Origin of the sequence: Cecembia lonarensis LW9 (assembly GCF_000298295.1) — a bacterium.
GTDB classification, from domain to species: Bacteria; Bacteroidota; Bacteroidia; order Cytophagales; family Cyclobacteriaceae; genus Cecembia; species Cecembia lonarensis.
Genome location: NZ_AMGM01000017.1, coordinates 21,567 through 36,455, shown reverse-complemented (window position 1 = coordinate 36,455; position 14,889 = coordinate 21,567). Strand labels below are relative to the sequence as shown.

Here is a 14,889-nt window from a genome sequence, read left to right as displayed (position 1 = left end):
AATCCACCTTAGTCAAAAGATTTTTATTCAATAAAATAGCTTTGAAATTTCTATTCAAACATACCGGCAAAAGCCTGGCAGGGATCATATTGCTTATACTTTCCCTGGTCCTTACCTTAGCTCCACTGCAATCCTATGCACAGCAGGAGCCAGATGGAGAGGCTTTGTTGCTTTTTTCTTACCCTTCCGTAGGGCAGGTGTATGTGAATGCGGTTTTTTTTGATAACATAGCTTACCTTCCAATCAACGAAGTGTTGAGTATCCTCTACATTCCAAGAGACCGAAATGACAATGGTAAAGGTCTTAAGGGATCCTATCCATTAAAAAACAACAACTGGGAGATTGATCCCATCGAGGGAAAAATTACCATTCAGGGAAAAACAGAGATTTTACCTGCGGATAAATATTATTTTGGTGAACTCGACCTTTATGTGCATCCGGAATACCTTTTTAGAATATTTGGTCTGGATTTTTCTATAAATATATATTCACTTTCTATGAGTTTGTCTTCTGAATATCCACTTCCGGTGGACGAAAGGCAAAAAAGAGAAAGTTTAAGAAAGAAATTAAAGCAGCAGTCTACTGACCCAGCAGATGCCCCATTGCTATATGACAGGGAAAGGAAATTGGCTGCACCTGGGATGTTGGATTACAATGTAAACATGAATAAAAATCAAAGTGGGCAAAACCTGGGGATGCTGTTTAGTGCAGGGATGGAATTGTTAGGGGGGGATTTTCAGGGCATTTTTAATGGGAATTTACAGCAGAATAATCTTTCAGGTGCATTTTCCAATTTACGTTGGCGATATGTGCTTCCGGGAGGTTTAAGGCCTGATGACAATACGGCTTTAACCAGTATAAGTGTTGGACAAATCAATACCTCCGGTTCTCTAGGCGCTACCAGGTTGCTAGGGGTGGGGCTAACCAATAATCCTGTCATTCCACGTTTTAAGCTCGATGTTTTTGTAATTGATGGCTATACAGAACCAGATTCTGAGGTGGAATTGTTGATTGGGGGGCAATTGGTAGATTTCATGAGGGCGGATGAGGTTGGCTATTACAGGTTCAATGCTCCCATAACTTTTGGGACCATAAGACTTGGCATCAGGATTTATACGCCAAAGGGCGAAGTGATTGTTGAAGATAGGCAGCTTCAGATTCCATTTTCATTTGTTCCAAAAGGATTTACGACATACAATATTCAGGCTGGACTCCCGGAGTTTGGCTTGGATAGTCTAGGAAGAGAAGTTGTCGGTCATGTGGATGTAGCTTATGGTCTATCAAATGCCATGACCATTAGGGCAGGAGTTGACCATGGGTCATTTTTTGGCCCGCAGACTACCTATGGTTTTATGGGGCTATCGGCCAGGGTGTTACAGCAATATTTGGTCAATGTGGATCTTTATCCCAATCGCTATTATCAGGCTACAGGTTCAGTTTTTTATGCTAACAATGCTTCCTTGAACGTTCAGTTTACCGAATATACGCCTGGATCTCAATTTAATTTTCAAGGACAGACCCGCGATGCTAATATTAACTTTTTCTATCCTTTTAAAATGCTGGGCAAATTTTCAGGGATAAGATTCACAGGAGAAAGATTTTGGATGTCAGAAGGTGGACGAAACAGCTTCCAAACAGATTTCAATACGCAAATAGGTAGAGTGGTAGCAAGGGTTAATTACAGGGGTAGAATCAATAGGGAAATTATCTTCGATAACAGGGATTTACCAGGTTCAAATCCATTCAGTCAGGGCTTATTGACCTCTTCTTTGACTTATACGGTAAAAAGATTACCCAGTATACCGGTTTTTGTAAGGGGGATGTTTATACGTGGGCAAATGAGATATGATACGGATCTTGGTAGCCCTCAATCCTACAGTGTATTACTTTCTCAAACGGTATTTAAAAATGGACGTTTTACCTTTGGATACGACAGGGATTTAATCCAAAAAAGGGGGCAGCTACAAGTTGGACTGCTGTATGACTTTAACGCCTTAAGGTTATCTTCCCTGTTTTCCGCGAAAAATTCAGGTTATACCGCACAGCAATCCGTAAGTGGATCAATTGGATTGGATCCAATTGGAAATTTCTTGCCTTCAAATAGAGATCAGGTGACCCGATCCGGTGTTTCAGTCAGAATGTTTGTGGATAGTAATGATAACGGAATATATGATGAAGGAGAGGAGATAGTTCCCGCCAAAGCTATTAGGTTGGACAGGTCGGGTAATATGCTACTTGGTTCAGATGGTATTTTAAGGATCACGCAGCTGCAGAGCTACTGGAAATACAAATTGGATGTAGATGTCAATGCACTTCCAAATCCTAATTTGGCACCTAAGATGAAAAGCTTTGTTTTTGTAGCTGAACCTAACAGGTTTAGGCTGATCGATATACCACTTTATCAAACCGGCCTAATTGATGGATTGGTTCTTTTACAAAAAGAAGGTCAGCAAGTAGCCGTGGGAGGATTGAGGTTGTTGCTTGAAAAAGAGGGAAATGATGGGCAGGATAAGGAAATTATCCGAACTTTCTCTGATGGCAGTTTTTACGCTTTTGGCCTTTTGCCAGGGAAATACAATCTTTCCATTGATCCACATCAGTTGGAATTTATGGGGGTTAAAGCAAATCCTGCTTTTATAGATTTTGAAGTCCGTGCTTTGGCAGAAGGAGATTTTATTGAGAATTTAACCTTTGAGATGACTGATCTGAAAGCGGTAGAAGCCAGGGATAAGGATACTGGAACTGAAGGAAGTGAGGAACACGCGCCAAATGAAAAAACATTAGATCAAGAAGAAATATCAAAAGAAATCGATAAGGAAGAAATCATTTTTGATGATGATATGATTGTATTACCAACTTTCGATATTGAAACTTCAGAATTGAAAGAAGATAAGGCTGAGGATGAAAAGCCAGCAGTGGATATTCTCGCAGGTATTGTTTACCAAGAAATAACCGCAAAAGATACTGAGCCTTGGTATTATCCTGTGGTGGGTAGTTTCAGGACAATAGACGAAGCTAAGAGGTTCATATTCTTCCTGTCCAGAAATCATACGGATTTTTACCTGATCCATCCTACAGGCCAAGGAAGAAGTAATTATAGGGTTTCAATTCAAAGGTTCACTAGAGAAAGAGACGCGCTTAGACAACTAAAAAGACACCAGCAAAATATCAATGAAGGAGCATGGCTGTTGAAATATTGATCCAGAAATCCATGCTCCTTCTTAAAATTGAACCACTATTAAATTTCTTCTTCACTCACCCTGTTTAAAATACCTGCCATTTCAAATAGCTCAGGACTGCTGATGATCAAGGGGTTTTTGCGGTTGCTTAGGTATACTTCAATAACGCCTTCTTCTACGGAAAGGTGTATGTCCTGGACCTGTCGAATGGGATAGCTTCTGCTGTTTCTTCCTTCCTGGATTTCCAGTACCCGACTGCTAATCCTGACCTTACCCTCCATGTCGAGGACATAACCCATTTCCCTGTACCTCACCCTGTTCTGCTGCCAGCTGTTCAATACCCTTAAATTTAACAACCTACCATCTCCTTCAAAATAGGCCTTTTCTCCCCTTACCAGGTCTCTTGAAAAAGTAATTTCAGGAAGTTCTTGCAATTGTATTTCCCGGAGTCTTTGGAAGCGTTTGATCAACTTTTGTTCCTTTTGGATGTCATCTTGGGGGATATGCCATTTATCTTCCAACAACTTGATGAATGCTTCTTCTGCTTCTGAAAGTTGGTGATCGGACAAAAGTTGTTCTACCACATCCCTGTAAGTATCCACCGCGATGGCTGTGGCCGCTTCAGGGTCTAAAGAAACAAAACTTTTGATCTGTTTGATATCTAAAATTTTCTCTTCCTGTACTTGTTTTTCCAGCCAAGCAGGGAGTGCATGGGTTCCCAAAACCATTGCCTGATCTGGGTTCATATTTTCTATGGTTTTATTCCATCTTTCTGCATTCATTTCACTTGTTTCCCATTGTGTCAAAGTAAGTAAAGCCTTGTGAAATTTCTTTTCCGTTTTCTTGGCTCTTAAATGGTAAAAAGTAAAAGCTACACCCAATAGCCCCAGTATTGCCTTCACCCAGATCAATTTGATGAACAGGGCTATAAATATCAAACCAATCCCGGCATACAATATTTTAATATGACTGTTTGCAGGAATTGTGGGTAATTGAACACTTTCTTTTTTTACTGCTAACTGCGGGAATGAGAGACCTGTATCCGTGAAAATATCCTCTGTTTCCAATTGGTTTCGTGAAAAATCACCTTTAAATGAATCATTTCCACGGATGCTGCCAAGTTGCTTTCTGTAATAGAGTCCGTGCCTACCCCCATGAACATAGCTTCTGCCTTGGGAATTGATGCCAATTCGGGCTCCTTTTACCCCAGCTGAAAAACCTAACCCACTTTTCGAGAGATTAACCCTAATCGGTCCAAAATTCAATCCTTTTCTTAAGTAAAATGGCATAATGAAAGTTTTGATCCCTAAAACATACTGAAATATTTTAAAAAGGTTGGAGTCGATTCACGGATTTAGGGCTGATTACCTACCAATGATCATTACAATTGGCTGATAATCGCTTTTAATTCTTCAAAAATTGCCTTATTTTCAAAAAATGGAGCCTATGAAAAATCTGTTTTTAATGCTATTTATATTATGGGGCTTTTCCTGTAGTTCTCCCCAAAAAGGAAATGAGGAAGTGCTGCCCAATGTAGTTCTGATTTATACTGACGATGTTGGATTTGGAGATATTCAGGCCTATGGAGGCTTGATTCCTACACCAAATATTGATGCTTTGGCAGCAAATGGCCTGATCTTTTCCAATGCGTATGCCACTGCTGCCACCTGTACACCTTCCCGCTACTCTTTATTGACGGGAGAATACGCTTGGAGGGGCAAAGGGAGAGGGGTGGCTCCAGGAGATGCGGTAGCTCTGATCCGCCCAGGGGTTGAAACCTTATCTTCTGTTTTCCAACGCGCAGGCTATCAGACAGGGGTAATAGGAAAATGGCATTTGGGATTGGGGGAAGGAGATGGTCCTGACTGGAATAGTAAAATCAGTCCCGGACCATTGGAAATAGGGTTTGATTATGCATTTATTTTGCCCTCTACGGGAGATAGGGTTCCAACAGTTTATGTCGAAAACCATCATGTCCTTAATTTGAATCCTCAAGATCCCATCCAGGTCAATTATAAGGAAAAAGTAGGGGATTGGCCTACTGGAAAAGAAAACCCTGAATTACTGACTACTATGTTTTCACATGGCCATGATAATACGATCGTTAATGGTGTTAGCAGGATTGGATTTATGGCAGGAGGTAAAGAAGCTTTATGGCGGGATAAAGACATGGCTGATGATTTGGTTACCCGGGCACATTCTTTTATGGATAAAAATAAGGAGGACCCTTTTTTTCTGTACTTTGCTACACACGATATACATGTACCCAGGATTGCCCATGAGAGGTTTCAGGGCCTAACTGATTTTGGGCCTAGAGGTGATGTATTGGTCCAATTGGATTGGACTGTTGGAGAATTGGTCAAAAAACTAAAGAAACTGGGAGTCTTTGAAAACACCATCATCATTTTTACCTCTGATAATGGACCTGTTTTAGATGATGGCTATGTAGATCAGGCCAAGGAAAAAATTGGTCTTCACCAGCCTGCAGGCCCTTTGAGGGGTGGTAAATACAGTGCTTTTGAAGCAGGGACAAGGGTTCCTTTGATTATGCACTGGCCAAAGAAAATAAAAAGTGGAAACTCAGAGGCCATGATCAGTCAGGTGGACTTTTTGGCTTCTTTCGCTTTTTTTTTACAAGTTGAGTTTGATAAGGAACAAGCAGTAGACACGGAAAACCATTGGATAGCATTGATTGGAGATACTTCAGAAGGTCGAAAAGGTTTGGTACAAGAGGCTATTCAGGGTGTCCTAACTTACATCAATAGTGATGGTTATAAATATATTCCTGCACATCAAGGGCCTGCAATTGTTCCTTGGGGAACGGAAATAGAAACCGGTTTTTTGCCGGAAGATCAGTTGTACTACCTTCCAGAGGATAAGGGAGAACAAGATAACCTTGCCAAACAAAGACCTGAAATTCTTGAGCGATTGAAAATGGAATGGAAGGCAATTTTGGCTAATGAACAATGATTATTTAATTGATGAAATAATGAGTAACAAGGTAATATTGGTTTTGATCCTTTTCTTTTTGGGTAATATGGGACTTAAGGCGCAACAAAAATTGAATATACTTTCCTATAACATCTATCATGGAGAGAATCCTTATTCACCCGGTGAGTCCATTGTCGACGAGGTGGCAAAATTCATCAGTTCCTTGAACCCTGACTTTGTAGCATTGCAGGAAGTGGACAGTATGACCCGACGGACAGCCAATTTTGCTGGGGAGTCGCTTGATCTTACGGCGATTTGGGCCAAGCAAACCGGGATGCATGGCTTCTTTGCCAAGGCGATTGATTTTAGTGGAGGGGGTTATGGGGAAGCAGTTTTGGGTAAAAAAAAAGCCGGGTTTGAAGCTGTCCAACTCCCTATTCCCAAAGGAGGAGAGGGGAGAAGCATGGCCATTGCTCATTCTATTTTAGGTGATGGAAGAAGTCTTTCATTTGCAGGTACACATCTCTGTCATGAATTTGAAGAAAACAGGACCGCACAGGTAAAGGCCATCATTGCGCATTTTGAGACTTTAGACAATCCTGTAATAGTCGCTGGGGATTTTAATCTTGAGCCTTCGGAAGAGGGATATGCGCTCATGCAGGAGCATTTTTGGGATACAGGAGCATTGTTTGGCAATAGCGATTTCACCTTTTCAACAGAAAATCCCGAAATTCGAATAGATTACATTTGGCTTTCAAAAAATTCTGAATGGTCTGTGGAATCTTACAAAGTAATGTATGAAATCAGGTTCTCAGACCATTTACCGGTATTTGCTGTAATTGAGTTAAAATAATTGGGTATAGGTTAAACACATCAAAAATGATGAATAGTATACACGTATTTCGAACATTGGCTTTCCTGGCAATTTTAATTGCAGTTGGTTGCACATCCAATAGAGAAAAAGAGAATGATTTATCCTGGATAGCGCTTTTTAACGGAGATGACATAGAGGATTGGATCATTAAGGTTTCTAAACATGAACTTGGGGAAAATTTCGCCAATACCTTCAGGGTGGAGGATGGTTTGATGAAAGTCAGATATGATGGCTATGATGATTTTGATCAGCAGTACGGGCACATTTTTTATAAAGAGCCATTTTCACATTATTTGTTGAAGGTAGAATACCGCTTTGTAGGAGAGCAGGCACCTGGAGGAGAAGGTTGGGCTTTTCGAAACTCAGGGGCCATGTTGCACTGCCAAAATCCTCAGACCATGTTGAAGGACCAGGATTTCCCTATTAGTATAGAAGGTCAATTGTTAGGAGGAGATGGTGAAAATGAAAGGACTACCAGTAACCTTTGCACTCCGGGTACCCATGTCGTTATGAATGGTGAATTGTTTACTCCCCACTGTATCAACTCTTCTTCAAAGACCTATCATGGTGATCAGTGGGTCACTGCTGAATTTTTGGTATTGGGTGATTCCATAGTGTACCACATCCTTGAGGGAAAGTCGGTTATTTCTTACGAAAAACCGCAAATTGGTGGAGGAAATGTTCATCCCGTAGATCCGGAAGTGAAAATAGATGGAACGCCTCTTACCTCTGGTTTTATTTCCTTACAGAGTGAAAGTCATCCCATAGACTTCAGAAAAGTTGAATTGGTGGACCTTTCCGGGGTAAAAAACAGCAAAGCCCAATTGAACGCTGCTTTGGTTCAATTGGGATATGGAGATTTTACTTCAATGGACTAAGCCTTCAAATGCTTTTTAAAGAATTCAATGGTTCTTGACCAAGCCAATTCAGCAGCTTCTTTATCGTACCGAGGAGTGGAATGGTTATGGAAACCATGGTTAGCTGCAGGGTAGAAATGCACTTCATAGGATTTACCGTGTTCTTTAAGTGCTGCTTCATAGGCCGGCCAGCCTTCATTTACCCTGGTATCCAATTCTGCAAAGTGGAGCTGCAAAGGGGCCTGTATCTGCGGTACCATTTCTGCCGGAGCTTGGCCACCGTAGAATGGCACGGAGGCTTTTAAATCAGGTAGCCTGACTGCCATCATGTTGGAGACCCAGGCGCCGAAACAAAAACCTACTACACCCACATAACCATTACATTCGGGGTGGTTTTTCAACATTTCGTAAGCTGCTATAAAGTCTTCCAAAATTTCATCTCTGTTTCTTTGAGCCTGCATGGTACGGCCTTCATCATCTGTGCCCGGATAACCACCAAATGGAGTCAAAGCATCTGGAGCGAAAGCAATAAATCCATCCAATGCAGCTTGATGGGCAGTGTCTTCCACATAGGGGTTCAGTCCTCTGTTTTCGTGTACAACAATGATTCCTGGAAGTTTTTCAGTCATTCCCGCGGGACGGGAAAGTAAGCCCCTCATTTTTCCAGCTCCTTTTGGAGAATCATATTCCAGGAATTCTGAGATCAACCTCGGGTCATCCTGATCAAAGCGCTTAGCAGAGACATAATTGGGCATCAGGTAGTTCAGTAAGGTAGAAACGGTCAGCCCGCCGACAGCAAATGCAGAAAGTTTTTTTACAAAATCTCTTCTTTCAATCCTGTTATGACAATAATCATCATATAAATCAAAAACTTCCTGTTTGATATTTTTCTTATCTATTGGCTTCATCCTAGGTGTGATATGGTCTAAAACTTAAAATATTTTCTTGTTCAATAGGTAAAGTAGTCAAAAAGCCATTGAGTTTTACTGGAATTTCTATTAACGGGACTTGTGAGTGATTAATCCGGCTATTAATGATTAATTAATCTAGATTTGGATTGATCTGAATTTTGAATAAATTTCCATCGGATTAGTTCCAATCACCCAAAAGAAAAATTTAAAAACCAATATCAACTAAACTATATATAGAAAAATCCCCCAGGATGTTTCTATGGGGATTTTTTATTCCTAAAATTTCAACATCAATAGAGGCTAGTTTTGTATGGTAATGTTACCGGAAGTGATGTTACCTTTAATTTGATGAGCCGAACCATTATCAATGGACAAGGTTCTTCTTGATCGGGAATTGCCTACGGTTAAGTTTCCGGAAGTGCTGTTCAATTGGAAGTTAAAGTCGTTTAGGTTGGAATGGGTTTGTATATTGAAATTGCCTGAGGTACCATAGAATCCTGAGTAGGCACCAAGACCCACATTTTGTGCATTGATGTTTCCTGAGGTCAATTTAATTGATCCTAGGGCTGTTATATTATTCAGTTTTGCATTCCCGGAGGTCAAACCAACTTCCACCATACCATCAATATTGCTGGCAACCAATCTGCCAGAGCTAGAGTTGTATGTTACGTTTCCTTTGATGTCCCTGATTTCTGCGCTTCCAGAACCCACTTTACCGTCTACTTCACCTTCTATTTGGTGCAGTTGGATATTGCCAGACCCTGCCTTTACTTGGATATTTCCTATCAGGTCATTGGCGGTTATTTTTCCGGATCCAACGGACAGCCTGATTTGCTCAGCATTGATCTTGGCTGCATGAATGCGTCCAGATCCAGCAGTCATTTCCAATTCCATTTCTTTAGGTCCGGTGATTTTGATATGGCCTTTGGTTCTTGTGTTGGTCCAACCTGATGAGTGATATTTCACCTCGTGGGATACCTTTAAGACATTTCCTACCTTGACAAAGATAATGTCTTGTTCATGGTTGTTCGATTCCAAAAATGCGTCCACAGTTACTGCTGTCACATCATCACCTTGATAGGCAATCTCAATTGCTCCACCACTAACTTCCACCTTGGTGATTCCTGAGAAAGTTTTGTTGGTGTCCACAATGGTTTTCATCTGAGCCTGCAACGGCGCGACAAGGATGAAATAAATGAAAATGGGAAGTGATAGCTTTAAATATTTTTTCATGTCAATTTTAATTAAAATATTACTCCAAAAGCAATTGGGTTCAATTCAGGCCCTGCGCCATTTTGGAAAAGTTTGTTCAAGTCATAAGTACCGAAGAAGTTGAATCTTCCAACCCCGATTTCACCACGCACACCGTATCGGAAATTGTTAAGATAAATTCCGGTAGGGAGGTGTTCCTTTCTTCTGCCGCCTCCATCTAAAGGCCTATACACATACTTGCTTCTACCGCCTAATCTGTAGCCTGCATAGGGGCCTGCGGCTACCCTAAAGCCTTTCCTGCCCTGATCATTCATCTTGCCGAAATCTAACTTGAATAGAGACATAGCAGTGAGGTAAGAGGCCGAAATTTTACTCTTGAAGCCATTGACGTCTGTTCTTTGGATAAAATCAATCTCTCCATCGCCACGTACTGCTTGAAAATCCCGATTTTCAAATTTGAAATTATACCATTGAACACCAAGTCCCAGATCCCAATGAAACCCTTTGCTGATTCTTTGGCTGGCCATCCAATTAAGCCCTACATTCCAGCTTCCCCAACCTCTTACTGCATAAGGGGAACTGCTGCCCGGAAAATTCCCATTTCCATCCAGGTAATTGTTGATGCCTAAGTCCAGATTGAAATAGGTCCTAAACGGAGGGTCACTTTTTTTCTTGCCGCCAGTTTCAATTTTTACTTTGGTATTGACAGGATCTGTTTCATCAACGATGACACGAAGTCCACCGACAGTTACTTCGGTTTTATTCCAGTCTTCAGTTACCCTGACGATTTCCTTGCTACCGGATTTTCCGGTAACTTCTACAATTACCAATTCTCCTGTTTCCTCATCCATTTGAAGGTCGAGTTCTTGAATAATCTGGTTAATATTCATTTTTTTAAGCCTTTCAAAATCCTCCTTATTGTCCACGATAAGGACCATTTTACCGGAGTTGCCAAATTCAATCAGGATGGTGTCCTTTTCTGCTTGGTAAAGTGCATCAGTTTTTCCGAAGGCAAACTGCACTGAGGCTAATAAGCAAAATAATAGCAGGTATTTTTTCATAATAATTGATCTTCTAAAATGTTATTCGTTAGGTTCTCTTGCTGGGCTATTGCTTGCAAAAAGGTTGTTTTTTGCATCCTGCAGGTCTGCAAATCCCTGTTCTACTTTGCTAAGAAATGTCCCCAATTTGTTCACATTGTTTTCTATTCCTTCAATAAGATTTGGTTTTTTAGGTTCGTCTTTGATTCCACTTGACTTGATAATTACCCGATAGCTGACTTCCTCTTCTGCTTCCATAGAAAGGTTTTGTGCAGAGGTAATGGCATGGTCTAGCCGTAATTCAGCAAGGGGGATTTCAGGTAACTCAATAGGTTTTACTTCCACTCTTTGGGGTCGCTCTTCGGCAAGTAAAATGCTAGATGCAGGTTCTTCCTGTACTTTTCTTGCTGGCAGTTTTTCAACTGAAGGCGCTGTTTTTGCCATTTGAATGGTATTGGCTTTTTCTTGAGGTTCTAGATTTTCTTCTTCTAATGCCAGGTTTCCATTCATTTCGACTGTTTCCTCAGGCTTGGAGACTTCTTCTACCTCTGCCAATTGCTCACCGGCTTGTTCTGAAGTGTCGTCAAGCTGCCAAAAGACAAATGCAAGACCCATAACCAGAAGCAAGGTGGCCGCTATTCTCAGAAAAGGAACATAGGTTGATTTTTTTCTACCGAGTTCCTGGTCTAACCTTTCCCAAGCCAGGGCAGAGGGCTTTTCCTCGTGCTTTTCCAGTTTTTCCCTGAAATAGCGGTCTAAATTATTTTCTGTTTTAGCCATTGATTCTCCTTTCTTTGGTTTGTATATCGGCTATTTGCTGTTTCAATACATTTCTTGCCCTGTTCAACTGCGATTTCGAGGTAGATTCTGTGATGCCCAATAAATCCCCTATTTCAGCATGACTGTAACCTTCTATGGCATACAGGTTGAAAACAGTACGGTAGCCTACCGGAAGTTCTTTTATGAGGAGCATAAGGTCATCTGCTTCCAGATGATCAAACTCATAAGTCGTTTGGCTCGGTTCCAAATGGCTTTCAGCCTGTAGTACCTCCATATTCAGGTTTTTTTGCTTTCTCAATGTGAGCAAGGCCTGAGTGACTATAATACGCTTCATCCACCCTTCAAAGCTTCCCTTGCCTTCAAACTGGGAAAGCTTATCAAAGATTTTCATAAAGCCCTCTATCATGACATCTTCAGCCAAATTTTTGTCTTTGACATATCGGATGCAAATGGCAAGAAACTTTTTGGAATAGGTTTTATAAAGCTGCTCCTGAGCCTTTCGCTCATTTTTAAGGCAGCCCTTGATGATTTCCTGTTCCGTTGTAAAAGTTTTCCTGAATAGCATTATTGATGGCTTTCAATTAGGTAGATACCAATTGTTAAAATTAGGTTGCATGCAGTTCATAAAAAATTTTAATTTTTTATAGTTTCTTGATTTAACTTAGGGTTTGATTTTCTTTAGCCATATGGATCAACTCCCTTTTCACATACAGGAACCCTCTTTTCAATTGCCCAATAATCTCACGGTTTCCATTTTGAAAAATAAAAATGCACTCCCTTTTCACCAAGGTTTAGCGGCTTACTGTCCCACACCCTTGATATCCTTAGGTGCTTTGGCCAAAGCAATAGGCTTAGGAGCTATTTACATCAAGGATGAATCTTACAGGTTTGATTTGAACGCCTTCAAGGGTCTTGGTGCTTCTTTTGCCATCGGCCAACTCTTAGAAAAAAAGCCCGAAATAGAAATTTTCTGTACGGCTACTGATGGCAATCATGGACGGGCTGTGGCCTGGGCCGCCAAAGCAGCTGGCAAAAAATCCGTGGTATTTGTGCCAGCTGATACTTCTCTGAATAGGATTAAAGCCATTGAAAAAGAAGGGGCTACCGTGGTACAGTTGAATAAAAACTATGATGATACCTGTGCCCATGCCGAGCGCATCAGCAAAATTAATCAATGGGAGTTGGTCCAGGATACGGCCTGGAAAGGTTATGAAGAAATACCAGCTGATATAATGGCCGGTTATCTTACCCATTTCAAGGAGTTGGAAGACAGTCTCCATGGGGTTGCTAGGCCAGATGTTGACCTTGTTTTCCTTCAAGTGGGAGTGGGCAGTTGGGCAGCCTCAGCCGCATTCTATTATTTGCAGCGTTATGGTAAAGAGAGTCCTTTACTGATTACGGTGGAGCCTGATGGGTCAGCGGGATTCTTTGATTCCCTGAAAAATGGAGAAAGGGTATCCCCTGAATCCAGTTCTCATACCATTATGGGAGGTTTAAGTTGTGGCATTCCTTCACTTTCTGGATGGGAGATGCTTAAAAATGCGGTGACTGCAGCCATCAGAATTCCAGATGAAGAGGCTAAGCGGGCCATGAGGCAATTGTATGTTCCTTTAGGGAATGACCAAAGGGTCATTTCAGGGGAATCTGGAGCAGCGGGGTTGGCAGGCCTTTTGACAATTTTGCAAGATCCTGCTTATGCAGGAATCAAAGAGCAATTACAAATAGGTCCGCAAACCCGGATTTTGCTCTTCAATACAGAAGGGAATACAGATGAAGAAAGCTTTGAGCAGATCATTTCCTGATCAGCTCAAAGGTCTGTTGGCCAATTTCAAGTTCCTCATTGGTAGGAATTACCAATATTTTTACGGCAGAACTGCTTTTGTTTACCTCTCTAATGTTTTTATTTCCTGCTCGGTTGAGTTTGGTGTCCAACATAATTCCAAAGAAATCCATGTTTTTGCAAACAGCTTCCCGCATGTCTGCATCATTTTCGCCTACACCGGCTGTAAATACAATGGCGTCAAGGCCTTTGAGTACGGCTGCAAATGCGCCGATATATTTTTGTATGCGATAGGCATATAACTCATAAGCCAATTTGGCATCTGGACTCCCTTCAGTAATGGCATTTTTGACATCCCGCATATCGCTCAAACCCGAAAGGCCCAATAAACCACTCTTTTTATTCAGGATATCATTGACTTCTTGCGCACTAAAACCCCTTTCATTGATCAAATGGAAAATAATGGAGGGATCAATGTCACCGGCCCGGGTGCCCATGACCAAACCGCCCATGGGCCCCAAACCCATGCTTGTGTCAACAGATTTCCCAGAGTCCACTGCCGTCATGCTACAGCCATTGCCTAGGTGTATGGTGATGATTTTCGCTTTTGAATTATTCAGGTATTCACTGGCTTTTTTGGAAACATACTGATGGCTGGTGCCATGGAATCCATAGGCACGGATTCCTAGATCCGTATACATGGACTTGGGAAGAGCATAGCGATAAGCTAAAGCTGGCATACTTTGATGGAAAGCAGTATCAAAAACAGCCACTTGCTTCGCCTGAGGGAATACCCTTTCTGCTACGGTAATGCCCAGGTAGTTAGGCGGGTTATGAAGTGGCGCAAGGGCAAAAAGCCCTTTTATTTTGGCTTTGACTTCTTCAGTAATCAAGGTGGTGGCGGCAAACTGTTCTCCTCCGTGTACCACACGGTGCCCAATGGCTTCAATTTCTGTGTTGTCCTTCAACACGCCAACCTTGGGGTCTTTTAATAATTCAGTTACTCTCAATAAAGCACCCTCGTGATCCGGGATGGCTAGTTCAACCTGATGTTTACTTTCCTTCCCTTTGAAAAAAGTCTTATGTGTGATGCTAGAATGCTCCAGTCCAATCCTATCTACCAATCCAGTACAAAGCGCTTGCTCGTTAGGCATCTCAAAAAGCTGGTACTTTAGGGAACTGCTACCGGAGTTTAATACTAATATTTTCATAGCTTTTGGTTCTTTATGCTTGATCTTGATTTTATTAGTTGTCTACCCTACATCCCGGCCTCCCGAATCGCTTTGCTCTCGGGACAAGCTTGAGCTAAAAATGTCCACAGGACA

At 41.5% G+C, this 14,889-nt stretch carries 12 protein-coding genes; 5 read left to right on the top strand and 7 right to left on the bottom strand.

Annotated features, from left to right (window positions below; all coding sequences use genetic code 11):
• Window positions 1-41: 41 nt before the first annotated feature.
• Window positions 42-3,200 carry a fimbria/pilus outer membrane usher protein gene (locus tag B879_RS07495; protein ID WP_009184556.1) on the top strand — a complete coding sequence of 1,053 codons (3,159 nt, stop codon included), beginning with the start codon at window positions 42-44 and terminating at the stop codon, window positions 3,198-3,200.
• A 38-nt stretch (window positions 3,201-3,238) separates the two neighbouring features.
• Here B879_RS07495 and B879_RS07490 read toward each other — a convergent pair whose 3' ends face one another.
• Window positions 3,239-4,468, bottom strand: coding sequence for a DUF4236 domain-containing protein (locus tag B879_RS07490; protein WP_009184555.1), 1,230 nt, complete (start codon window positions 4,466-4,468; stop codon window positions 3,239-3,241).
• A gap of 157 nt (window positions 4,469-4,625) precedes the next feature.
• Here B879_RS07490 and B879_RS07485 point away from each other — a divergent pair, with 157 nt between their 5' ends.
• From B879_RS07485 to B879_RS07475, 3 genes are read left to right on the top strand one after another with little or no spacing between them, the layout of a single operon-like run.
• Entirely contained in the window at window positions 4,626-6,149 is a 1,524-nt protein-coding gene (locus tag B879_RS07485) for a sulfatase-like hydrolase/transferase (RefSeq protein ID WP_009184554.1), read from the top strand.
• 19 nt (window positions 6,150-6,168) lie between these two features.
• Entirely contained in the window at window positions 6,169-6,963 is a 795-nt protein-coding gene (locus B879_RS07480) for an endonuclease/exonuclease/phosphatase family protein (RefSeq protein ID WP_009184553.1), read from the top strand.
• Window positions 6,964-6,989: 26 nt separating this feature from the next.
• Complete coding sequence (locus B879_RS07475) at window positions 6,990-7,862, top strand: 3-keto-disaccharide hydrolase (protein ID WP_009184552.1); 873 nt, start codon at window positions 6,990-6,992, stop codon at window positions 7,860-7,862.
• Here the strand turns inward: B879_RS07475 and B879_RS07470 are convergent.
• The 5 genes from B879_RS07470 to B879_RS07450 form a co-directional block, all read right to left on the bottom strand.
• Window positions 7,859-8,749 carry a dienelactone hydrolase family protein gene (locus B879_RS07470; RefSeq protein WP_009184551.1) on the bottom strand — a complete coding sequence of 297 codons (891 nt, stop codon included), beginning with the start codon at window positions 8,747-8,749 and terminating at the stop codon, window positions 7,859-7,861. The genes B879_RS07475 and B879_RS07470 overlap by 4 nt on opposite strands.
• A gap of 303 nt (window positions 8,750-9,052) precedes the next feature.
• Window positions 9,053-9,985, bottom strand: a complete 933-nt coding sequence (locus B879_RS07465; protein ID WP_009184550.1) for a DUF4097 family beta strand repeat-containing protein — start codon at window positions 9,983-9,985, stop codon at window positions 9,053-9,055.
• Between the two features lie 11 nt (window positions 9,986-9,996).
• Entirely contained in the window at window positions 9,997-11,025 is a 1,029-nt protein-coding gene (locus tag B879_RS07460; protein ID WP_009184549.1) for an outer membrane beta-barrel protein, read from the bottom strand.
• 21 nt (window positions 11,026-11,046) lie between these two features.
• On the bottom strand, window positions 11,047-11,784 hold the full coding sequence (locus B879_RS07455; protein WP_009184548.1) for a hypothetical protein: 738 nt from the start codon (window positions 11,782-11,784) through the stop codon (window positions 11,047-11,049).
• Window positions 11,777-12,349 (bottom strand): RNA polymerase sigma factor, encoded by a 573-nt coding sequence (locus tag B879_RS07450; RefSeq protein ID WP_009184547.1) that lies wholly within the window; start codon window positions 12,347-12,349, stop codon window positions 11,777-11,779. Before B879_RS07450 ends, B879_RS07455 begins: the two co-directional genes overlap by 8 nt.
• A gap of 121 nt (window positions 12,350-12,470) precedes the next feature.
• Here B879_RS07450 and B879_RS07445 point away from each other — a divergent pair, with 121 nt between their 5' ends.
• Window positions 12,471-13,586: a diaminopropionate ammonia-lyase gene (locus tag B879_RS07445; protein ID WP_040400357.1), complete on the top strand. Its 1,116-nt coding sequence runs from the start codon at window positions 12,471-12,473 to the stop codon at window positions 13,584-13,586.
• On the opposite strand, the gene B879_RS07440 is transcribed toward B879_RS07445, so the two are convergent.
• Complete coding sequence (locus B879_RS07440; RefSeq protein ID WP_009184545.1) at window positions 13,576-14,775, bottom strand: acetate/propionate family kinase; 1,200 nt, start codon at window positions 14,773-14,775, stop codon at window positions 13,576-13,578. The genes B879_RS07445 and B879_RS07440 overlap by 11 nt on opposite strands.
• Window positions 14,776-14,889: the final 114 nt, after the last annotated feature.

Excerpts from the sequence above, each read along its gene's own strand:
- B879_RS07490 (WP_009184555.1), bottom strand. The coding sequence starts at position 4,468 with ATGCCATTTTACTTAAGAAAAGGATTGAATTTTGGACCGATTAGGGTT.
- B879_RS07485 (WP_009184554.1), top strand. The coding sequence starts at position 4,626 with ATGAAAAATCTGTTTTTAATGCTATTTATATTATGGGGCTTTTCCTGT.
- B879_RS07480 (WP_009184553.1), top strand. The coding sequence starts at position 6,169 with ATGAGTAACAAGGTAATATTGGTTTTGATCCTTTTCTTTTTGGGTAAT.
- B879_RS07475 (WP_009184552.1), top strand. The coding sequence starts at position 6,990 with ATGATGAATAGTATACACGTATTTCGAACATTGGCTTTCCTGGCAATT.
- B879_RS07470 (WP_009184551.1), bottom strand. The coding sequence starts at position 8,749 with ATGAAGCCAATAGATAAGAAAAATATCAAACAGGAAGTTTTTGATTTA.
- B879_RS07465 (WP_009184550.1), bottom strand. The coding sequence starts at position 9,985 with ATGAAAAAATATTTAAAGCTATCACTTCCCATTTTCATTTATTTCATC.
- B879_RS07460 (WP_009184549.1), bottom strand. The coding sequence starts at position 11,025 with ATGAAAAAATACCTGCTATTATTTTGCTTATTAGCCTCAGTGCAGTTT.
- B879_RS07455 (WP_009184548.1), bottom strand. The coding sequence starts at position 11,784 with ATGGCTAAAACAGAAAATAATTTAGACCGCTATTTCAGGGAAAAACTG.
- B879_RS07450 (WP_009184547.1), bottom strand. The coding sequence starts at position 12,349 with ATGCTATTCAGGAAAACTTTTACAACGGAACAGGAAATCATCAAGGGC.
- B879_RS07445 (WP_040400357.1), top strand. The coding sequence starts at position 12,471 with ATGGATCAACTCCCTTTTCACATACAGGAACCCTCTTTTCAATTGCCC.
- B879_RS07440 (WP_009184545.1), bottom strand. The coding sequence starts at position 14,775 with ATGAAAATATTAGTATTAAACTCCGGTAGCAGTTCCCTAAAGTACCAG.